Below are 20,825 nucleotides of genomic sequence, written 5' to 3'. Positions count from 1 at the left end.
TGACTCAGAACCTCTCCGGCTTGAGGAGGGCGAGGACGAGATAGCCCAGGAGGGCGGCGGCGACCAGCAGACCGACGACGTTCTCGACAGTCACAGCTTCGCCACCCCCTTGGCGATGAACGCCACCAGCGCGAAGACCGCGACCGTGGTGACGACGAAGGCCAGATCGGCCATCGTGAACTCCCGTTGAAGAAGGAAAGCGGATTCTCGGACGAGATGAGGAAACGCCCTTTTCAGCCGCCCGCCGCCTTCTTTGACGACGCCCTTACGCCGCTGCCGCCCCTTTTGACGCGTCCTCTACGCGAAGCCGCTCCCGCGAGGGTCCGTTCCCCTCGCCCGGGGGCGCCGGCCCCGTTCCGGAGTCGTCACGCGGGGAGCGCGACGGTGCGCAGCAGGAGCATGGCGATGTCGTCGGTGTAGAGGGCGGTGGGCCGGGCGTGGTGAAGGAGGAGGTCCATCAGGTGGTCGAGGGGGTGCCCGTCGTGTTCGGCCAGGAGGTGGGCGAGGTCGCCGGCGGTCCGTTCGGGGTCGGTGCCGGGGGTTTCCACCAGGCCGTCGGTGTAGAGGGCGAGGGTGGTCCCGGGGAGCAGGGGCAGGACGGTGAGCGGGCGGGCCGCGTCGGGGTCGATGCCGAGCAGGGGGCCCGGGTCGAGCCGGACGACGCCGGGCGGCAGGGCCGGCCCGTACAGGAGCGGGGGCGGATGGCCGGCACTCGACAGGACCGCCTCTCGGCGGGCGAGGTCGATGTGGACGTAGAGGCAGGAGACGAGCAGGTCGCTCTCCAGGTCGGTCAGAACGCGGTCGGTCCGGGCGAGGACCTGGTCGGGCGGGGCGCCCGCGATGGCGTGGATGGCCGTGCGGACCTGCCCCATGAGGGCGGCCGCCGCCACGTTGTGGCCCTGGACGTCGCCGATGACCGCCGCCGCGGTGGTGGCGTCGATGCGGACGACGTCGTAGAAATCGCCGCCGACGTCCATGCCGTGGCTGGCGGGCAGGTACCGGGCGGCGGTCTCCAGGCCCGGCAGGGCGGGGACGCTGCGCGGCAGGAGGGCCTGCTGGAGGCCGTGGGCGAGGTCCCGGGCGGTGTCGTAGAGGCGGGCGCGGTCCAGGGCCTGCGCGATCAGACCGGCCAGGGAGGTCAGGACGGCGCGTTCGTCGGTGCTGAAGGCGCGCGGCCGGTCGTAGGAGAGGATGCAGCACCCGACGGGACGGCCGGAGACGATGAGCGGCAGGAAGGCCCAGGCCTGTTTGCCGCTGATCCGCGAGGCCCGCGGGTAGTCGCGGACCATCTCGTCGGGGTCGGCGAAGAAGGACGGGACGCCGCTGGTGAGGACGCGTCCCGCGGGGGTCAGGTCGGTGTCCAGGGGCAGGCCGTCGAGGCGGTCGACGACCTCCTGGTCGTAGCCGTGGTGGCCGGTGATCCTCAGGCGTCCGGCGTCGGCGGCGGACAGGACCAGGCCGTCGGCGCCGAACGCGGGCATGATCTGGTGGGCGACGAGCTCGACGACGTCACGGACGGCGACGGTCTCGGTCAGGGCGGCCGCGAGGTGGACCAGTTGGTACAGCCTCCCGGTCTGTGCGACGTCCGGGGGCGGGGCGCCGGCGGGCCGCGGCTCCCGGCCGGTCCCGGGCCGGCCGCCGTCGGGGTCGGGCGCCCGGGCGATGCGCACGCTGATGCCGCCGGCGTCCGGGTAAAGCTGGAGGCGCAGCGGTACGTCCGGGGGGCGGAGGGCGTCGAAGGCGACCGGGTCGCGGCTGATGACGGCGGTGCGGTAGTGGTCCTCGACGGCCGCGCGGTCCAGCCAGGGCAGGGCCTGCCAGGGGCGGGTGCCGAGCAGTCGGCCGGCCTCGCGGCCGAGCAGCGACGCCGCCTCGGCGTCCAGGAAGGTGATCCTGCCCTCCAGGTCCAGGGCGAGGGCGCCTTCGGGCAGGCGCTCGACGTAGTCGACGGCCGCCTGCAGGAAGTGCCCTCCGCCGGGACGGTCGCCCGCGTCGGCCGGGATGAGACGGGGCCGGTCGGGGAGGTCCGGCGGGACGTCGACCTCGTCGAGGACGCGGGCGACGCGCCGGGCGGCGGAGCTGATGTGGCTCCGCTCGCGGCGGGTGGCGTCGGCGGGGTGACTGGCGGGCCACAACAGCAGCAGGGCGCCCCGCGGGCGTTCTCTGCCCTGCAGCGGGGCGGCGGCGAGCGCGAACCGGTAGGGCAGGCTCGCCGCGGCCTGCGGATAGGAGCGGGCCAGCTCGTCCTGGGAGCCCACCCACACCAGACGGTCCTGCCGGATCGCGTCGCCGACGGGGACCGGCGCGCTCAGCGGGATCCGTCGCCAGGGCCAGGCCACCTCGACCGGCACTCCGGACATGACCACGAGGTGCAGCACCTGCGCGGCCTCGTCGAGCAGGTAGACGCCGCCCGCGGAGGCCCCGGTACGGCGCACGGTGTCGATCAGCGTTTCGTCCAGCGGCCGGGCGGCGTCCGGGGTCTCGTCGCGTCGGGACATGAGGCCCCTCCATCCGGCCGGGCGTCCTTCGCATCCTGTGCGGTTCGGGCGGGCGCTTCCAGTGTAGGGAGCGGGCGGCGCATGGTGCCCGGTGACGGCGGCCCCGTCCCTCCGCCCCGCCGGCCGGCGGGGCGGAGGGACGGGGAACGGGTCAGATCGCCGGCGGGAAGCGGTCCCAGACCCGGTGCCCGGCCAGGAGGGGGGTCAGGTCGGCCAGGACCGCATCGCCGCTGTCGGCGAGGACGACGCCGGGGGCGCCGGTGGGGATCGCGGCCGCTCGCAGGACGGTCTCGGCGCCGGCCCAGCCGCCGATGGCCTTGGCGTGCCGGAACGCCTCGGAGACCAGGAGCGCCAGGCGCGGGTCGACCTGCCTCGCGCCCTGCCCGGGCTCGCCGGCCTTGGCGTCGCGGGCGCCCCGGGCGTCGGCGCCCGGTGCGGGGGTGCCGGCGAGGACCAGGGCGTCGAACTCGATCGAACGGGCGGTGGCGAAGGTGCGCTGGACGGTGATCGGGTCGGCGTCGCCGCCGATCGTGCCGCCCGCGGGCGCGATCACCAGCGGGACCATGCCCGCGTCGAGGACCGCCCGGCGCAGGGTCCGTACGCCGTCGGCGTCGGCGGAGCCGTCGGTGACGATGCCGATGACCCGTCCGTCGGCCGGCCACTCGCCGCCGATCTGGGAGAGCGCGGGGCTGGGGTCGCTGTCGGGCGCGGGTTCGGTGGCCGTCGGGACGGACAGGCCGAGGCCGGTGGCGACCTGGGCGCACAGCTCGGTGTCGATGTTGGCCAGTGCCTGGAGCTGGCGCTCCTTGACGGCCTGGTCCCAGCACTTGCCGAGTTCGAAGGTGTAGGCCGCGATGATGTGCTCGCGCTCGACCGGGGTCATGCTCAGCCAGAACAGCCGCACCTGGCTGAAGTGGTCGGCGTACGAGGCGGGTGCCTCGCGGACCTTGCGTCCGGCCGGGACCTCGACGGGCACCTCGACGAAGGCGCCGGTGTCCGCGCCGGCGAAGAACGGGCAGCCGCCGTCCAGCGAGTTCGGCTTGTAGGGGGCCACGCCGGTGTGCACGGCCTGCTGGTGGAAGCCGTCGCGGAGCATGTCGTTGACGGGGGCGTGCGGCCGGTTGATGGGGATCTGGTTGAAGTTGGGTCCGGCCAGGCGGGTGATCTGGGTGTCCAGGTAGGAGAAGAGGCGCCCGGCCAGCAGCGGGTCGTCGGTGACGTCGATGCCGGGGACCAGGTGGCCGACGTGGAAGGCGACCTGCTCGGTCTCGGCGAAGTAGTTGGACGGGTTGCGGTCCAGGGTGAGCAGGCCGATCGGCTGGACCGGGGCGAGCTCCTCGGGGACGATCTTGGTGGAGTCGAGCAGGTCGATGCCCTCGAAGGTCTGCTCGGGGGTGTCGGGGAAGGTCTGGATGCCCAGCTCCCACTGCGGGTACGCGCCCGCCTCGATGGCGTCGGCGAGGTCCCGGCGGTGGAAGTCCGGGTCCACGCCGCCCGCGATCTGCGCCTCCTCCCAGACCAGCGAGTGCACGCCCAGCTTCGGCTTCCAGTGGAACTTCACCAGCGTCGTGGCGCCCTCGGCGTTGACGAGCCGGAAGGTGTGGACGCCGAAGCCCTCCATCGTCCGGTAGGAGCGGGGAATGCCCCGGTCGGACATGTTCCACATCGTGTGGTGCTGGGCCTCGGTGTGGAGCGACACGAAGTCCCAGAAGGTGTCGTGGGCGCTCTGGGCCTGCGGGATCTCCCGGTCGGGGTGGGGCTTGCCCGCGTGGATGACGTCGGGGAACTTGATGGCGTCCTGGATGAAGAAGACCGGGATGTTGTTCCCGACGAGGTCGAAGACGCCCTCCTCGGTGTAGAACTTCGTCGCGAAGCCCCGGGTGTCGCGGACCGTGTCGGCCGAGCCGCGCGAACCGAGCACGGTCGAGAAGCGGACGAACACCGGGGTCTCGGCGTCGGCGGCGAGGAAGGCCGCCTTCGTCACGCCCTGCGCCGTGCCGTACGAGCGGAAGACGCCGTGCGCGCCGGCGCCGCGCGCGTGGACCACGCGCTCCGGGATGCGCTCGTGGTCGAAGTGCATGATCTTCTCGCGCAGGTGGTGGTCCTGGAGCAGGACCGGGCCGCGCGGGCCCGCCTTGAGCGAGTGGTCGGTGTCGTACAGCCGGGTGCCCTGCGCGGTGGTCAGGTAGGAGCCGCTCTGCGCGACCCGCGCCTGGTCGGCGCCGGTGGGCTGACCGGTGGGGCTGACCGTCTCCGGCCCGGTCTGGTCCGGCTTCGGCGGCAGCGGACCGTGCGGCTCGGTGGGCTCCTCCAGTGACGCGGGCGCCGAGGAGGGCACGCCGGGAACGCCTTCGGCGGGCCCGTCCTCCCGGAAGGGTTCGGTCAGCTTCTCGACGGCTGCTTTCAGCGGGTTCTCGGGGGGCATGCTTTTCCTTCGGGTTCGAAACAGGGACTGTGCGGGACTGCCACAGCCATGACCGTCATTGCCGGCGCCGTAACGGTTGTGCCGCCGTCGTCCGTCCAACGGCACAACCCATGGACACGCGTGCCCCTGCATCACCACGGGAATCACAGGACTTCGTTTCGGAACAGCACAGGAGCGTTACGCGTCCGGCTCGCCCGAGTCGAAGGTGAGGGCTTCCAGGGGGCGGATGTGGGCCGACATGTTGTGCTCCATCATGCGGAGGGCCGCGTCGGCGAGGTCCGCGTCGATGTGGGCGACGGCTTCGGGGGCGAGGCTGACGTCGAAGTGCCGGATGTGGGCGTCCAGCGCCGAATAGAGGATGCACTGTTCGGTGACCTGCCCGCACAGGACCACGCGCCGGACCCCCAGCTGCCGCAGGAGGTAGGCCAGGGGGGTCTCGAAGAAGGCCGAATGCCGGGCCTTGACGACGAAGAGCGACTCCTCGTCGGGGGCGATGGTCTCGACCAGGTCCGGGTGACGGCCGGCGAGTGCCGCCTCGAGGATCTCACCGTGGTGGGAGCGCCACCGGCCGAAGTTGTCGTTGACGTAGATCACCGGGGCGCCGGCCTCGCGAGCACGTTTCAGGAGCTCTTCCACGCCCGGCAGCGCCTCCCGTACGGAGGGGACGAGGGCCTCGGCGTCCTCGTGCTCGTAGGCGTTCAGCATGTCGATCACGACGAGCGCGGTCTGTGCCACGGTGGCCACCTCTCTTCTTCCGCTCCTCCCGCCGGGCGCCGCTCCCGGACGGACCGCGGTCGGCGGGTTCCGTGGTCGCGTCGGCGAAGGCCTGACCGCGCGGGGCCGGGCGGCGGGACTCCACGCGTGGTCGTCCGTCCGGAGACCGGCGGGGGGGCGAAGACCGTGCCGCCGGTCCCGATGGAGGCGCCTGCCCCGGGCGACGCGTTCGTAACACCGGAGCCGTCCCGGTCCGCCGGGAACGAATCGCCCGTCTCGACGATCGACCGGCCGACTTCTGCCGTCGGGGCGGGGCCGGGGGATGCTGAGAGGGGTGGTGATCCGCGCGGAGCGGCGCTCCGGCTTCGGGCCGTGCGTCCATGGACACCACCGGGAGCCGTGCGTCCATGCAGACCACCAGGAGCCGTGCGTCCGTGGACACCACCGCGAAAGGAGTGAATCCATGCAGGAGAGCACCCCGTCACAGGCGGAGGGCGAGCGCACCGACGACACCCCTTCGGAAGAGCAGGGCCGCCGGGACGTCCAGCCCGAACGCACGACACCGTCCCAGGCCGAGGGCGAGCGGGAGCCCGACGAGGACGACGAGAGCGCGTAGACGCCACAGACACGCACAGACGCCGGATCCGCGCCACGAGGAGCCGTCCCGGGTCCGGTCGCGCCGAGCGCCGAGCGGCTGGAGCGCGACGCCGTTCTCCGCGACGGCGCTCGACGCGATGCCCCGCGGCACCCCGCCGACGCCGGCGCCGTGAAGGCGCTGTCTGCCGGACGGCGGCATCCGATCCGGCGCGGTTCCGGTCGCGCGATCCGGGAGAAGCACTTCTGCTGGACCTGCGGCGGGTGCTTCGTCGCGCACCGTCGACAGCGAAGTGTTCCGCAGGAGACCCGTATGGAGCGCGAGCCGAGTCTGCCGGCCCCGCAGGCGGTCCGCGTCATCCGTTCGCCACTCCCCCGGCCGCGCGCCGTCGAGGCCCTCACCACCGCGACCCCCCTCTTCCCTCCGCTGTTCGCGGCCGTCTGCTTCCCGTACGCGCGGGAGCGGGGAGGGCGGTCCTTCTCCGAACCGCTCAGGCGGCGGAGCGGTCCCCCACGGCGCCCGGAAGGCCCGAACCGTGACGCCCGTACCGCCTGATCCGGAAGGACGGAATCCGTTGACCGATCCGAAAGCAGTTCCGGCGTCCGCCCCGGAGTCCGGGGAGGTCTCGAAGGCCGACCGGCTGCGGGTCCTCCTGCGGACCCCCGCGTACCTCAAGGCCCTGCTCTTCAGCGCCCTGATCGGCGTTCCCGTCTCCCTGGCCGCCTTCTGGTTCCTCGTCGGTCTGCACCAGTTGGAGCACGTGCTGTGGGCGGACCTGCCGAAGGCGCTCGGCCTGGGTGCTCCTCCGGCCTGGTGGCCGCTGCCGCTGCTCGCCGTCGCCGGGGTCGTCGTGGGTCTGGTGGTGACCCGGCTGCCCGGCGCGGGCGGGCACGTCCCCGCCGGCGGTCTGCACGCGGGAGGCTCCTCGATGGCCGCCCTGCCGGGGGTCGTCGTCGCCGCGGTCGCGAGCCTGCCGCTCGGTGCCGTCCTCGGACCCGAGGCGCCCCTGATCGCGCTCGGCGGCGGTCTGGCCCTGCTCTTCCGGCACCTCGTCCGCGCCCCGGCCACCCCGCAGAGCACCGCGCTGCTGGGCGCGGCCGGTGCGGCGGCGGCCATCGCCGCGATCTTCGGCAACCCCCTCGTCGCCGCCGTCCTGCTGATCGAGGTGGCGGGCGTGGGCGGTCCGCAGCTGTTCGTCGTCATGCTGCCCGCCCTGCTGTCCAGCGGCGTCGGAGCCGTGGTGTTCACCGGCTTCGGACGCTGGACCGGTCTGGAGACGGGCAGTCTCACCGCCCACTTCCCCACCGCGCCCCCGCGCCTGGACACCGGGGACGTGGTGTGGTCGATCGTCCTCGCGGCGGGGGTCGGCGCGCTGGTGCACCTGGTGATCATCGGCGGCCGGCTGACCGCCGCCTTCGTGGCGGCCTCCCCCTTCGTACGGACGGTGGTCTGCGCGGTCGGCGCCGGAGGCTGCGCCGCCCTCTACGCGGTCGTCACGGGGCGCACCCCCGTCGAGGTCGCCTCGTCCGGTCAGGCCACGCTGGTCGAACTCGCCGCCGACCCCCATGCCTGGAGCGTGGGCGTGCTCCTCGCCCTCCTGCTGTTCAAGGGCGCCGCGTACGCCCTGTGCCTGGGCAGCCTCCGCGGCGGGCTGGTGTTCCCCGTGCTCTTCCTGGGCGCGGCCGCGGGCGTGCTGCTCGCGCCGCTGCCCGGCCTCGGGGTGATCCCCGGTGCCGCCGCGGGCATGGCAGCGGCCGCGGCGGCCGCTCTGCGGCTCCCGGTCAGCAGCGTGGTCCTGGTGGTCCTGGTGCTCGGCAACTCCGAGACGATCCCGGTGGTGATCCTGGCGGCGGTGACCTCCTTCGTCGTCGCCGAACTGCTTCCTCCGGGCCCGCCGCTCACGCCGCGCCGTCCGCGCGGGGCGCGCGTCAGGAGCGGCCCCGCCTGAGCGAGTCCCTGACGCCCCTGGCCCGCTCGCGGACATCCTTCACCGCTTCGCGGGCCCTGGCCTTCGCCTGGTCGGTCCGGCCCTCGGTCTCGAGCCTCTCGTTTCCGCTGATCCTGCCGGTGATCTCCTTGATCCTGCCCTTGGCCTTGTCCATGGCGCCGCTCATGACCGGGTCTCCTTCTTCCGCTGCCCGCCCCTGCCGTGCCCTCGTTCCCGGGGTTTCCCCTCCCGGCCCGGGGCCCCGTCCACGCGGCGTGCGGTTCAGGACGCGAGGATGCCGCGCTTCTGCGCCTCGAACTCCTCCTCGGTGAGCACTCCCTGGTCCCTCAGCCGGCCGAGTTCGTGCAGCTGGGAGATCTTGGCGTCCATCGGTACCGCGGCCGGGGGCTGCGCCGCTTCGTGGGTCTGCTGGGGTGCGTACCGCTGCTCGTCCTGTTGCGCCCAGCGGCCGGCCTGCCGGCGCGAGACGCGGTTGGAGACGGCGGTGGCCGTACCGGAGATGACCGCGGTACGGGCGACGCCGCGCAGAAGTCCGGGCATGGCGGGGTCCTTGTCGTCGGGGCCGTCGGGGAGTCGGGTCGAAGGGCGTCGGGTCGGGGCGTCGTCAGAGGGAGGAAGCGGAGGAGGAACCCTCTTCGGCTTCGACGGCCTCCAGGCTCGCCAGGAAGGCCTCGGCGGGGATCCGACCACCGGCGACCATGCGGGCGCCGCCGCGTCGCAGCGCCGCCGCCAGGGGCGCGGCCCAGAGGTTCTCGTACACGATGACGCCCGCCGAGTTGTCCGGCTGGAGAGCGGCGGCGGCCTCCCGCAGGTCGTCCTCGTCGAGCAGTCCGGAGGAGGCGCCGTCGAAGACGGCGAGGTCGAGTTCGCCGTCGCCGTCCAGGTCCGCGATCTCCAGCGCGGTGACGGAGCCGTCCGCGTCCTTGCGGATGAAGGAGAGGTCGAGGACGCGGATGACGTGCCGGTCGACCAGGTCGAGCAGGCGGGACAGTCCCTCGCCGGTCATGCGGTTGCCGGGGAACTCCAGGACCACGTAGTCGATGGGACCCATCTCGGAAACGTCGTCGGTGCTCATGGCGGCTCCTCGTCGGGCGGTTCTCCGCCTCCGGTGACCGGTGGTCCCGCGCCGTACCGGCCGGTGGCGCGTCACCCTCCATTGCAGCACCGGGGACCCGTACGCGCACCCGGGTGGCGGCCGGACCGTGTGCCGGGGGATCGGGCGGCTCCCGGGCCGGTGCGGCCCACGACCGATCCGGTCGCCGCGGTCCCCCTCCGGGGATACGTTGGACGAGGAGGCCTGCGCGTCGGCGCGAGCCCCGGCCGTGGCGGCGACCGCGACGGGTTGCCGGCCCGCCGCGCGCCGGAGCGGTCCCTTCCTCCTCGACATCCGTCTCGACGGCCGCCGTCACCCGCCGGCGGAGGCGAGCAGCCGTCCCCCGGAGCCGCTGCCATGACCGAGAACCCCATGGACGGCCGCGGATCGCGGCACCGCACTCCTCGGGAGCGCGCCGCGCTGGGCAGGGCCGCGCGGGCCGCCGTGCCCCGTTCGAGCCACGCGGAGTTCGCGCCGGGCCCCCGGCGGCCGGACCCGCTGGACATCATCGAGAGGCAGTCGGCGACGCGGCTGCCCGAACTCGTGCCGATCCGCTACGGAAGGATGTGCGAGTCGCCGTTCCGGTTCTACCGGGGAGCCGCCGCCGTCATGGCGTCCGACCTCGCGGAGACGCCGAGGACGGGGTTCCGGACCCAGTTGTGCGGGGACGCCCACATGCTGAACTTCCGGCTGCTGGCCTCGCCCGAGCGCCGCCTGATGTTCGACATCAACGACTTCGACGAGACGCTGCCGGGCCCCTGGGAGTGGGACGTCAAACGCCTGGCCGCCAGTCTCGTCGTCGCCGGGCGGGCGAACGGCTTCGGCACCGGGGAGCGCGCCGGGATCGTGCGGGCCGCCGTGCGGTCGTACCGCGAGAGCATGCGCGCCTTCGCCGGCAGCGGCAACCTGGCCGTCTGGTACGCCGGGTTCGACCAGGCGTGGGTGCGGGAGCACTTCGGGGCGGAGCTGTCCGCCCGGGGCCGCGAGCGCTGGGCGCGGGCCGCCGCCAAGGCGCGTTCGCACGACACCCTCCAGGTCTTCGACAAGCTCACCCGGGTCGTCGACGGCGAGCGGCGGATCGCGCCCGATCCGCCGCTCGTCACCCCTCTCGCGGACCTGCTGCCGGGCGACCGGCCGGAGCGGCAGATCCGCCGGCTGATCAAGCGGTACGGCAAGACCCTGCAGTCGGACCGGCGGTTCCTGCTCGATCAGTACCGGGTGGCCGACATGGCGCGCAAGGTCGTCGGGGTCGGCAGCGTGGGCACCCGCTGCTGGATCGTGCTCCTGCTGGGGCGGGACGACGGGGATCCGCTCCTCCTCCAGGCCAAGGAGGCCGACGAGTCGGTGCTCGCGCCCCACGTCGGGGCCACCGCGTACGCGACGCAGGGCGAGCGGGTCGTCTCCGGGCAACGGCTGATGCAGGCCACCAGCGACATCTTCCTGGGCTGGGAGCGGGTCGAGGGGATGGACGGACGGCGGCGGGACTTCTACGTCCGGCAGTTGCGGGACTGGAAGGGCGTCGTCGTCGCCGAGGACATGGTGCCGCGGGGCATGCGCACGTTCGGCGCCCTGTGCGGTGCGACGCTGGCCCGCGCCCACGCCAGGTCGGGCGACCGCGTCGCCATCGCCGCCTATCTGGGCGGCGGGGACGTCTTCGACCGGGCGCTGGTGACGTTCGCCGAGCTCTACGCCGATCAGAACGAGCGGGACCACAGGGCGCTCGTGGACGCCGTCGGCGCGGGACGGCTGCCGGCCGAGGCCGCTGGCGGGTGACGGGGGCCGGGGCGGTGCGGCGGTCCCCGGGGAGCGGGCGTACGGCGTCATCGAGCGGTGACGCGCCGGTGGGCGGCCTCGGGGACCGGCGTCCCCTCGCGCAGCTCCGTTCCCCGGGCCGTGGTCCTCTCGATCCAGCGGCCGTAGCGGTCGGCGAGGACGACGGCCGAGACGCCGTGGAGGAGGACGCTCAGGCCGACGGTGACCGCGACCGCCCTGCCCAGGAGCCCCGCGCCGGGGACGTGTTCCTCCAGGACGAGCAGTCCCAGCACGATGGACGCCAGACCGCGCGGCGAGGGGGCGCCGCCCGGCGTCACGGCCCTGGCGGCGCCTTCGCGGGCGGGGCCGCGGGATGTGCGGGGCGTGGCACTCACCACGTTGGCAGAACCGCCCGAAGAGTCAGTCGGGCATGGCTCCTGTGCGTGCCCCCCATGGCGGCGTCGCCTCCCGCGGGTGTCCCGGTCCGCTCGGCAGGGGAAGTCCCCGGGGTTCGGGGGCCCGGCCGTCGTGGTCCTCACTCGGCGGGGAGTGCGTCCAGGAGTTCGCGCGCACGGGCGAGGATCACGCCGTCGACGGCGTCGCCGAGCTCGACGACCTGGCGGAGGCAGGCGCGGGCCTCCTCTCCGTCCCCCAGCTCCCTGAGGGCTTCGCCCAGTCCCACGAGTGCGCTCCCCCGCATGTGGGGCATGTCGATGCGCCGGAACTGGGCGACCGCCGCCCGATGGTGGTCGGCGGCCTCGCTCCACAGACCCAGGAGCGCGTGGTCGAGACCGAGGGCGTACGTGCCGTGGGCACGGGTCATGTCGGCCACATGTGCGCTCACGGGACGGTCGGGGGCGTCGAGGAACGCGATGACGCGCCGGTGCTGCGTCTGCGCCTCCTCGACGCGCCCGAGGAAGCGCAGGGTGGACCCGTAGTTGACCACGGCTCCCAGCCAGCCTTCGCGGTCGTCGGCCTCCTCGTACAGTTCGACGGAGGCGCGGGCCTTGTCGGCGGCGGCCCCGGACTCGCCGAGCTTGCGGTGGGCGACCGCCGCGTGCGACAGGGCGGACGCCTGCTGGGGCACGTTCCCGGCACGGCGTGCGCAGCGCAGGCCCTCGTCGGCCCGTTCGACGGCCTCGCGGTACCGGTGATCGCACTCGATCAGGGCCCAGGCGTGCATGTTGTGGTGGAACGCCTGGAGGTCCGGGTCGTCGAGGGCCGCGGCGGCCCGGCTGGACAGTTCGTAGACCTCGGACCAGTGTCCCCAGAAGACCCAGAGGTCGCAGAACCATTCCATGGCGTCGGCGGTCTCCACGACCCGGGTGTGTTCGCCCTTGTCCGCCGCGCTGCGCAGCGCAGCGAGCCAGGCGGGGGCCTCGCCCTGGATCCAGGCCCGGGCCTCCTCGGCGCTCTCCAGGGCCACCAGGCCCTGCCAGGAGGAGGGCGGCGCACCGTACTTGAGCTTGTACCAACGGCCGGCCGTCACCGTCGTCTCCAGCAGCCAGGCCCGGAGGCGTTCCTCGGCCGCCTCCCGCTCCTCGGGGCCCTCCTCGCGGACCGTGCGGGCGCGGGCGAACAGCCTCAGCAGGTCGTGCAGCCGGTAGCGTCCGGTGAAGACCTGGAGGAGTCCGGCCTCGACCAGCTCCTCCATCACGTCCTCGGCCTCGGGGAGACCGACGCCCGTCAGCGAGGCGCCGTAGGCGGCGGTCATGTCCGGCACCGGGACCAGGCTCAGCAGCCGCAGCATGCGGGCCGCCTCGGGAGTGAGTTCCCGGTAGGAGAGTTCGAACGCGGCCTCCACGCGTACGTCGCCCGCGGAGAGCGCGCTCAGACGGCGCTCCTCGTCGGACAGGCGGCGGACCAGGTGGTCGACGCTCCACGCGGACCTGACCGCCAGCCAGTTCCCCGCCACTCGAAGGGCCAGCGGCAGCCGACCGCAGAGCTCCGCCACCCGGGCCACCGCGTCGGATTCCGCGTCCGCCCGGTCCTCGCCCAGGATCCGGCGCAGCAGTTCGACCGCCTCGTCCCGCGTCATCTCCGACAACGCCAGCCGGTCCACTCCTCCGAGGCCGGTCAGCGGCCTCCGGCTGGTCACCAGCACCAGGCTCCGTCCGCCCGCGGGCAGCAGGGGGCCGACCTGCCCCTCGTCGCGCGCGTTGTCCAGCACCACCAGACACCGCCGCTCGCCCAGCAGCGTCCGCAGCAGCCCCGCGTGCCCGGCCGTGCCCTCCTGCCGCAGCCGACGGTCCGAGACCCCCAGGGCCTTCAGCAGCTTCAGCAGCGCCTCGCCGGGGTCGACGGCTCCGTCCACCCCGTGGAGGTCCACCATGAAACACCCGTCGGGAAACTCCTCCGCCAGGTCCGTCGCCGCCTTGAGCACCAGCGTCGTCTTGCCGCATCCCGGCGGACCCGAGACGACCACCACCGGCGCGCCGGCCCCGGTGCGCGTCCGTTCGGCCTTCTCCCCGATCCAGGCCAGCGGGTGACGGCGGCCGGTGAAGTCCCCGACCGATCGCGGCGGCACCGCCGTGCCCTCGACGGCCACGGCACGCGTGGGACGCCCGGCCCGGCCCGCCGCGAGCAGGTCCTCTCGTGCCGCGTCGGAGAGCCCCAGCCCCGCTGCCAGCGCCATCGCCGTGCGCCGCTGCGGGACCCGGCTGCGTCCGCGTTCCATGTCGCCGATCGCCCGGACGCTCACCCCCGACGCCTCGGCCAGCTCCTCCATCGTCAGACGGGCCCGCTGCCGCAGATCGCGCAGAACGGCCCCGAACGGTATCTCCCCGGACATGCTTCTCCCTGCTCTTTCCAGAAGCGAAGGATATGCCTCGGCACGCGGCCGGTGAGACGGAGGAGCCCCCGCAGCGAAGGCGACGGGGAGGAGAAACCGGCTGGTCAGGAAGGTGACACGGCACCGGACGCGCGAGCGTCGGCCACCGCGGCGGCCGGGGTGGTCCCCCGGCCGCCGTGCGGCGATGCCTCACTCCGTGGGGAGCGGCGGGCGGGGTGTCACTTCGCCAGGAAGGCGAGGAGGGCGGTGTTGACCTCCTCCGCGTGGGTCCACAGCAGACCGTGCGGGGCGCCCTCGATCTCGACGTAGTCGGCGGCGGGCAGCGCCTTGTGGAAAGGGCGCGCGGTGCCCTCGACGGGCAGGATGCGGTCGGCCGTGCCGTGCAGGATCAGGGCGGGCACGTCGACGGACGGGAGGTCGGCGCGGAAGTCGGTGTACCAGGTCGACGGCGCCGCGGAGGCGGCGAAGAAGCCGCCGCCGGCCGCGGTGTTCCAGCTGTTGCGGACCGCTTCCTCGCTGATGCGGGTGCCCAGGTTCTCGTCGAGGTTGTAGAAGTCCTCGAAGAAGGCGGTGTAGTAGGCGTAGCGGTCGGCCTCGACGGCGGCGACGACGCCGTCGAAGAACTCCTTCGGGGCCACGCCGTCCGGGTTGTCGTCGCTCTTGAGCAGGCAGGGCTCCAGCGAGGCCAGGAACGCGACCTTGGCGACGCGCGCGGAGCCGTACGCGGACACGTAGCGGGCGACCTCGCCGGTGCCCATGGAGAAGCCGACGAGGACGGCGTCGTTGAGGTCGAGGGTCTCCATCAGGGTGTTCAGGTCGGCCGCGAAGGTGTCGTAGTCGTAGCCGGTCGTCGGCTGGGAGGACTGCCCGAAGCCGCGGCGGTCGTAGGTGATCACGCGGTGGCCGGCCGCCAGGAGGGCGGCGCTCTGCCGCTCCCAGGAGTGGCCGTCGAGCGGGAAGCCGTGGATGAGGACGACCGGCTGCCCGGTTCCGTGGTCCTCGTAGTACAGGTCGACGGAGGTGGTGTTCTCCTGGCCCACGGTGATGTATGGCATGGTTCTTCTCTCCTCTGACGGGAAACGGCTGCTCCGTGCCTCGGTGCGCCACGGAACGCCGTCACGCTAAGGCCCGGGAAGTGACGTCTGTTGTCGCGTCACGCACGACGTCTTGCCCCTGAGCGCAGCCGGTAACCGACGACTGCAGCGGACGTCCCGCGCCCCTCGCCGCGCGCCGTTCCTGCCTGCGGTTCTGCCTGGAGGCGGATGCGGCCCGCTGGTTGGCTGTTCGGTGCGGGCAGGCCCCGGGCCCCGTGGAAGTGGTCCGGTCGCACTCCCGCGAGCACGCCTGCCGCACGACGGGCCGTCCTGCCCCGCCGGCCGTACACCGGGTGCGCGGCGTCCTGTTCCCGCCCGTCGCGGCCCCTGAGCCACTTCCCCTGACCGGAGAGAAATTTGAGCGTCGTGTTGACGACCGCATCCGTACCCGACCGGGACAAGGTCGCGTACTGGAACGACGCGGTGAGCAGGACACTGGTGCCGATGACCGTCGTCCCCAGGGGTGACGGGTCGTTCGACGGGCGGATCACCACCGACCGCCTCGGATATCTCCAGGTCGCCACCGTGGAGGCCGACGCGAAGTCGGTCAGCCGCACGCCGGAGCTGATCGCCGGTTCGTCCGAGGCGCTGGTGGCGGTCTCCGTCCAGGTGTCCGGCACGGCCGTCTTCGCGCAGGACGGCCGGCGGGCGGAGGTGGGCGAGGGCGACCTGGTGGTGTACGACACGACCCGCCCGTACTCCTTCGACTATCCGCGGCGGTTCGCCGCGCACGTCTTCCAGCTTCCGCGCCACGCGCTGGGCGTGCCGGACGGCGAGATCCGGCGGGTGACGGGCAACGCCATCGGCACCAGGGACGGATTCGGCGCGATGCTGTCCCCCTTCCTGACCTCTCTGGCCTCCTCCTCGGCCGCCGGCTACCCGCCGGCCGTCGCGAACCGGCTGGCCGGCCATGTCGTCGACCTGTTCGCCACCCTGATCACGGAGCGGGCCCAGCCGGGCGGCGCGGACGCGGCCGCGCGGAGCCATCTGATGCCGCGCGTCCTCGACCACATCAACCGGAATCTGGGCGACCCGGACCTGTCGCCGGAAAGCATCGCCCGGAAGCACCGCATCTCGGTCCGGTACCTGCACCGGCTGTTCGAAGGCGAGGGGATCACCGTCAGCCGGTTCATCAGGCGACGGCGCCTGGAGGAGTGCGGCCGCGAACTGGCCCGCCGCGGCGGCACGGCCCCCACCGTGTCAGCCGTCGCCCAGAGGTGGGGCTTCGTCAACCCCGCCCACTTCAGCCGGGCCTTCCGAGCGGCCTACGGCGTCTCCCCCCGTGAATGGCACGGCCTGCGCAACGCCCAGGACGGTCCCGGGCCGTCCGCGGCGACCCCACCGCTCCGCGTCGCGCCACGAGGCGTCCGGTGACGCGAGACCGCCCTTCCGCTTCGAGTCCTCCCGGCAGGAGACCGCGTGTGACCGACTTCGCCCCCTCGTCCGCCCGGCCCCCTGTTCTGGACCGCGCCACGCGGGCGTTCGTGGCCCGGCACTCCTGTCCCCCGTCGCCCCGCGCCCCGGACCCGGAACGGGCCCGTCTGGACCTCGTACGGCTCCAGGCGCGGAGCACCCCCGATCCCCTCGACGAGGAGAGCACCTCCGCGGAGTGGTTCGCGCTGCCGGGCGGGCCGACCGGTCACGTACGGGTGCAGGTGGTGAGGCCCGCCGGCAGCGTCGGCGAGATGCCCGTCGTGCTGTTCCTGCACGGGCTGGGCTGGGCCCTCGGCGACGCCACCACCCACGGGCGCCTGGTGCGGGCGTTCGCCCTCGGCGCGGACGCGGCCGTGGTCCTCGTCGAGTACGAGCGCTCCCCCGAGGCGCGGTACCCGATCGCCGTCGAGCAGTGCTACGCGGTCGCGAAGTGGATCTGCGAGCGGGGCGGCGAGATCGGCCTGGACGGCGGCCGGATGGCCGCCGTCGGCGACTCGGCGGGCGGCAACCTGGTGGCGGCGCTGACCCTGCTCGCCAAGGAGCGGGGAGAGGTGCGGCTGCTCCAGCAGGTGCTGCTCTGCCCGGTCACCGACGCGGGCTTCGACACCCCCTCGTACCGGGAGTTCGCCGACGGCTACTTCCTCACCGGCGAGACGATGCGCTGGTTCTGGGACCAGTACCTGCCCGACGTGCGGCAGCGGGGCCGGGCCACCGCGTCACCGCTGCGGGCGTCCCTGGAGCAGCTCGCCGGGCTCCCCCCGGCCCTCGTGGTCACCGGCGAGGCCGACGTGCTGCGTGACGAGGGCGAGGCGTACGCGGAGAGGCTCCGCGCGGCCGGCGTGCCGGTGGTCTCCGTGCGCTACCACGGGACGGTCCACGGTTTCATGGTGCTCGATCCGCTCCGCGACACGGACGCCGCCCGCGCCGCCCTCGTCCAGGCGCTCGACACCGTGCACGTCGCCCTGCACCGGCACCCCGGCTGAACCCGCGCCCCGGGGCGGGTGGCCGCTCAGTCGGCGGGGAGCGCGTCCAGGAGCTTCCGCGCGGCCTTGAGCTCCTTGTCGTCCGCTGCGTCGCCGAGCGCCAGGAGCTGGCGCAGGCAGTAGCGGGCCTCCTCGGTCTCCCCCAGGGCGATCAGGGCCTCCCCCAGGTGGAGCAGCTGCTCGGCCTCCCGGTGGAAGATGCCGAGGCGGCTCGACTGGGCCTGGGCGCTGCGGTAGTGGTCGGCCGCCTGCCTCCACCGCCCCAGCGCGGCGTGGTCGAGTCCGAGTGCCTGGGTCGCGCGCGCCCGGAAGATGTCCGCGACGTGCCCGCTCACCGGGCAGTCGGGCGCGTCGAGGAAGGCCAGGATGCTCATGTCCCGGGTCAGGGCCTCCTCGGCACGGCCGAGGAGGCGCAGGGCGGCCCCGTGGAGCCGCACGGCCTGGGGCCAGACCTGGTAGTGGTCGGCGGCTTCCGACAGGGCGACGGCGGCGAGGGAGCGGTCCGCGGCCTTCCGGGCTTCGCCGAGTTGCAGGTACGCGCTCGCCTCGTGCATCAGGGCCGAGGTCTGCTGGTGGACGTCCTGCGCGCGGCGGGCGTGTTCCAGCGCCTCGGCCGCCTGCTCGGCGGCCTCGTGGTAGCGCTGGTCGCAGGTGTTCAGCGCCCAGGAGCGGCAGTTGAGGTGGAAGGCACGCGCGTACGGGTCGTCCAGCGCGGCGGCGGCCTCCGCGGCCAGGCGGAAGACCTCGGACCAGTGACCCCAGTGGGCCCACTGGTTGCAGAACCATTCCATGGCGGAGGCGGTCTCCACGACCCGGGTGTGCTCGCCCCTGCGGGCGGCGTCGCGCAGCGCGGCGAGCCAGGCGGCGCCTTCGCTCCGGAGCCAGGCATGGGCTTCCTCGGCGCTCTCCAGGGCCACCGGGCCCCGCCAGGAGGGCGGGGGCGCCCCGTACCCGGGCTTGTACCAGCGGCCGGCGACCGCGGCCGTCTCAAGCAGCCACGCGCGCAGCCGGTCCTCGGCCGCCTCCCGCTCGGCGGGCTCCTCCTCGCGGGACAGCCGGTCGCGGCCGAACAGCCGTATCAGGTCGTGGAGCTGGTAGCGGCCGGTGAAGGCGGCCTGCAGCAGACCGGCCTCGACCAGCTCCTCCATCACGTCCTCGGCATCGAACGCGCCGGTCGCGGTCAGAGCGGCGCCGTAGGCCGCGGTCATGTCCGGGCCCGGAACGAGACCGAGCAGCCGCAGCATCCGGGCGGCCCGGTCCGTCAGCCGGCGGTAGGACAGTTCGAACGCCGCCTCCACCCGCACGTCGCCGACGGCGAGCGCGCCGAGTCGGCGCTCCTCGTCGGCCAGCCGCCGGACCAGGTGGCCGACGGTGCATCCGGAACGGTCCGTCAGCCAGTTCGCCGCCACCCGCAGGGCCAGCGGCAGCCGCCCGCACAGGTCCGCCACCCGCGCCACCGCGTCGGCCTCGGCGTCCGCCCGCTCCTCGCCGAGGATCCGGCGCAGCAGTCCGCCCGCCTCGTCCCGCGTCATCTCCGACAGCGCCAGGCGGTCGACGTCCTCAAGGCCGGTCAGCGGCCGCCGGCTGGTGATCAGCACCAGGCTCCGGCCGCTCGCGGGCAGCAGGGCACGGACCTGCCCCTCGTCACGCGCGTTGTCCAGCACCACCACGCACCGGCGGTCGGCCAGCAGCGCCCGCAGCAGGCCCGCGCGGCCCCGTGGATCCTCCTGCGCCAGCCGGCGGTCCGACACGCCGAGGGCCTTCAGGAGCCGGAGCAGTGCCTCGCCCGTGTCCACGGCGCCGTCCACCCCGTGGAGGTCCACCATGAAGCACCCGCCGGGAAACCCGGGCGCCAGGTCCGCCACCGCCTTCAGCACCAGCGCCGTCTTCCCGCACCCCGGGGGACCCGAGACGACGCAGACCCGCCCCTCCCCGCGGGTGCGGGCCCGTTCGGCAGCCGCCCGCAGGAGGGCCAGCTCCGGTTCGCGCCCCGTGAAGTCCCCGACGGGTGCCGGGGGCACGGCGGATCCCGCGGCCGTGACCGCGGGCGCCGCCGGACGGGCCGCTCGCGCCGCGGCCAGCAGCGCCGTCCGCTCCGTGTCCGCGAGCCCCAGCCCGTCCGCCAGTGCCACCACCGTGCGTCGCTGGGGAGCCCGGCTGCGCCCCCGCTCCATGTCGCCGACGGCCCGGACGCTCACACCCGACGCCTCGGCCAACTGCTCCATCGTCAGGCGGCCCCGCTGCCGCAGACCGCGCAGAACCTCCCCGAACGGCTTCTCCCCGGACACAACCCCTCGTTCCTCCCGCCCCGGGGGAAGAATACGGCGCTCGTTCGGGCGAAGCCGCAGGTCGGGGCGTCAGGTCGTGACGGGCGGGAGGCGGGGAGATGGGGGATGTGCGGTGCCTCACAGACCGAAGCGGGCCCGCCTCTCCTCGGGCACCAGCCCGGTGTACTCGGGGTGCTTGCCGATCCAGCCCCGGACGAAGGGGCAGTACGGCAGGACGCGCAGCCCCCGGGCCCGCGCGTCGTCGAGCGCGCCCCGGGCGAGGAGACCGCCCAGGCCCCGGCCGGCGAACCGGCCGTCGATCTCGGTGTGGAGGAAAGCGATCTCGCCCTCCGAGAGGTGGTACTCGGCGAAGCCGGCGGTCTCGGCCCCGTCGTCACCGGCGAGGATCTCGTACCGGGACTTCTCGGGCCGGTCCGTCACCTGCGGTTCCATGCTGACTCCCGTGCGGTCGTGGTGGGGTGGACGCGTTCAGAGCGTGCGGCGCACGCCCGCCTGGCGTTCCAGGTTGCGGAGCTGGACGGACAGGTCGCCCTCCACGGCGAGGTGGGCGGGGCCGCTGCGGCCGACGGGCAGGACCTGCTCGCTGCGCATGTCCTCCAGCATCAGGGCGAACGCGGTGTACATCGCGACGAGCGCCACCACGAGGCCGAGCGCACCGGACGTGCGCGTCAGCCATTCGGCGCCGGTGACGCCCGCCAGGCCGGTGGCCGCCCAGCGGGGCAGGGAGACCGCGAGGACGAGCCACAGCGCGCGCTTGGGCCGGGTCACGGCGGTCATCAGGGCCCCGAAGCAGAGGAGCGCCAGGTTGAGGACGCCGAGGACCTCCGGGCCGCTGGCCGCGCCGCTGAGCACGATGAGCGAGTAGGGCAGCCAGCTGCCGGCGAACACCGCCATCAGCGTCGCCGCGATCACGTCACGGGCGCCGAAGGCCAGGACGCTCACCAGGAGCTGGAGGACGAAGGCCGGCAGCACGGTGAGGGCGACGGCGGCGCGGGCCGACTCGTCGAGGAGCCCGAGCTGGAGGCAGCCCGTCATCACGGACGCGATGGCGATCGTGAAGAAGCCCAGCGGCATGGGTGAGGCGATGGGGCGCAGGTTGATCCGTGTCATCGACCGGAGGTCCGGTTCGAAACGGCGTCCCGGGGGCGTGTCCGGCGGGGATGCCGGGAGGTCGCCGCCGTCGGCGGCGGGGGAGGCTGCTGACATCGGG

The 20,825-nt window shown here is 73.9% G+C and carries 18 protein-coding genes; 5 read left to right on the top strand and 13 right to left on the bottom strand.

Going from position 1 to position 20,825, the window contains the following annotated elements; genetic code table 11:
- Nucleotides 1–4 precede the first annotated feature (4 nt).
- From kdpF to AB0398_RS13005, 4 genes are all read right to left on the bottom strand, one after another.
- Complete coding sequence (kdpF, locus tag AB0398_RS13020; RefSeq protein ID WP_063885358.1) at nucleotides 5–94, bottom strand: K(+)-transporting ATPase subunit F; 90 nt, start codon at nucleotides 92–94, stop codon at nucleotides 5–7.
- A 271-nt stretch (nucleotides 95–365) separates the two neighbouring features.
- Nucleotides 366–2,498, bottom strand: coding sequence for a SpoIIE family protein phosphatase (locus tag AB0398_RS13015; protein ID WP_366374438.1), 2,133 nt, complete (start codon nucleotides 2,496–2,498; stop codon nucleotides 366–368).
- Nucleotides 2,499–2,649: 151 nt separating this feature from the next.
- Nucleotides 2,650–4,923 carry a catalase gene (locus tag AB0398_RS13010; protein ID WP_366374436.1) on the bottom strand — a complete coding sequence of 758 codons (2,274 nt, stop codon included), beginning with the start codon at nucleotides 4,921–4,923 and terminating at the stop codon, nucleotides 2,650–2,652.
- Between the two features lie 177 nt (nucleotides 4,924–5,100).
- Nucleotides 5,101–5,658, bottom strand: a complete 558-nt coding sequence (locus AB0398_RS13005; protein ID WP_366374434.1) for an isochorismatase family cysteine hydrolase — start codon at nucleotides 5,656–5,658, stop codon at nucleotides 5,101–5,103.
- Between the two features lie 442 nt (nucleotides 5,659–6,100).
- Here AB0398_RS13005 and AB0398_RS13000 point away from each other — a divergent pair, with 442 nt between their 5' ends.
- Both AB0398_RS13000 and AB0398_RS12995 read left to right on the top strand, forming a co-directional pair.
- On the top strand, nucleotides 6,101–6,253 hold the full coding sequence (locus AB0398_RS13000) for a hypothetical protein (RefSeq protein ID WP_366374432.1): 153 nt from the start codon (nucleotides 6,101–6,103) through the stop codon (nucleotides 6,251–6,253).
- A 553-nt stretch (nucleotides 6,254–6,806) separates the two neighbouring features.
- Nucleotides 6,807–8,180 (top strand): chloride channel protein, encoded by a 1,374-nt coding sequence (locus AB0398_RS12995; RefSeq protein ID WP_366374430.1) that lies wholly within the window; start codon nucleotides 6,807–6,809, stop codon nucleotides 8,178–8,180.
- Here the strand turns inward: AB0398_RS12995 and AB0398_RS12990 are convergent.
- From AB0398_RS12990 to AB0398_RS12980, 3 genes are all read right to left on the bottom strand, one after another.
- On the bottom strand, nucleotides 8,161–8,346 hold the full coding sequence (locus AB0398_RS12990; protein WP_366374428.1) for a CsbD family protein: 186 nt from the start codon (nucleotides 8,344–8,346) through the stop codon (nucleotides 8,161–8,163). The two genes, AB0398_RS12995 and AB0398_RS12990, sit on opposite strands and share 20 nt — an antisense overlap.
- Nucleotides 8,347–8,441: 95 nt before the next feature.
- Nucleotides 8,442–8,720, bottom strand: a complete 279-nt coding sequence (locus tag AB0398_RS12985) for an SHOCT domain-containing protein (protein WP_366374426.1) — start codon at nucleotides 8,718–8,720, stop codon at nucleotides 8,442–8,444.
- A gap of 64 nt (nucleotides 8,721–8,784) precedes the next feature.
- Nucleotides 8,785–9,255, bottom strand: coding sequence for a DUF6325 family protein (locus AB0398_RS12980; protein WP_366374424.1), 471 nt, complete (start codon nucleotides 9,253–9,255; stop codon nucleotides 8,785–8,787).
- A 375-nt stretch (nucleotides 9,256–9,630) separates the two neighbouring features.
- On the opposite strand from AB0398_RS12980, the gene AB0398_RS12975 reads away from it, so the two are divergent.
- Nucleotides 9,631–11,046 carry a DUF2252 domain-containing protein gene (locus tag AB0398_RS12975; protein ID WP_366374422.1) on the top strand — a complete coding sequence of 472 codons (1,416 nt, stop codon included), beginning with the start codon at nucleotides 9,631–9,633 and terminating at the stop codon, nucleotides 11,044–11,046.
- Between the two features lie 47 nt (nucleotides 11,047–11,093).
- Here the strand turns inward: AB0398_RS12975 and AB0398_RS12970 are convergent, their stop codons facing one another.
- The 3 genes from AB0398_RS12970 to AB0398_RS12960 form a co-directional block, all read right to left on the bottom strand.
- Nucleotides 11,094–11,363, bottom strand: a complete 270-nt coding sequence (locus AB0398_RS12970; protein ID WP_366374421.1) for a hypothetical protein — start codon at nucleotides 11,361–11,363, stop codon at nucleotides 11,094–11,096.
- A gap of 197 nt (nucleotides 11,364–11,560) precedes the next feature.
- Nucleotides 11,561–13,816, bottom strand: coding sequence for a helix-turn-helix domain-containing protein (locus AB0398_RS12965; RefSeq protein ID WP_366374419.1), 2,256 nt, complete (start codon nucleotides 13,814–13,816; stop codon nucleotides 11,561–11,563).
- Between the two features lie 218 nt (nucleotides 13,817–14,034).
- Entirely contained in the window at nucleotides 14,035–14,871 is an 837-nt protein-coding gene (locus AB0398_RS12960; protein WP_366374417.1) for an alpha/beta hydrolase, read from the bottom strand.
- Nucleotides 14,872–15,276: 405 nt separating this feature from the next.
- Here AB0398_RS12960 and AB0398_RS12955 point away from each other — a divergent pair, with 405 nt between their 5' ends.
- Together AB0398_RS12955 and AB0398_RS12950 are read left to right on the top strand one after the other, a co-directional pair.
- A complete protein-coding gene (locus tag AB0398_RS12955) occupies nucleotides 15,277–16,284 on the top strand; it encodes a helix-turn-helix domain-containing protein (protein ID WP_366374416.1) in 1,008 nt (335 codons plus the stop codon).
- 47 nt (nucleotides 16,285–16,331) lie between these two features.
- Nucleotides 16,332–17,327: an alpha/beta hydrolase gene (locus AB0398_RS12950; RefSeq protein WP_366374414.1), complete on the top strand. Its 996-nt coding sequence runs from the start codon at nucleotides 16,332–16,334 to the stop codon at nucleotides 17,325–17,327.
- 26 nt (nucleotides 17,328–17,353) lie between these two features.
- On the opposite strand, the gene AB0398_RS12945 is transcribed toward AB0398_RS12950, so the two are convergent.
- The 3 genes from AB0398_RS12945 to AB0398_RS12935 all read right to left on the bottom strand — a co-directional run bounded on the left by AB0398_RS12945 (nucleotide 17,354) and on the right by AB0398_RS12935 (nucleotide 20,821).
- Entirely contained in the window at nucleotides 17,354–19,615 is a 2,262-nt protein-coding gene (locus tag AB0398_RS12945; protein ID WP_366374412.1) for a helix-turn-helix domain-containing protein, read from the bottom strand.
- Nucleotides 19,616–19,732: 117 nt separating this feature from the next.
- A complete protein-coding gene (locus tag AB0398_RS12940) occupies nucleotides 19,733–20,047 on the bottom strand; it encodes a GNAT family N-acetyltransferase (protein WP_366374410.1) in 315 nt (104 codons plus the stop codon).
- A 36-nt stretch (nucleotides 20,048–20,083) separates the two neighbouring features.
- Nucleotides 20,084–20,821 (bottom strand): GPR1/FUN34/YaaH family transporter, encoded by a 738-nt coding sequence (locus tag AB0398_RS12935; RefSeq protein ID WP_366374409.1) that lies wholly within the window; start codon nucleotides 20,819–20,821, stop codon nucleotides 20,084–20,086.
- Between the last annotated feature and the right edge of the window lie 4 nt (nucleotides 20,822–20,825).

Source organism: Streptomyces sp. NPDC086147, assembly GCF_040702165.1.
Taxonomy (GTDB): Bacteria; Actinomycetota; Actinomycetes; order Streptomycetales; family Streptomycetaceae; genus Streptomyces.
Note: the sequence above shows the minus strand (reverse complement) of the source record. Positions and strands in the feature narration are given on the sequence as shown.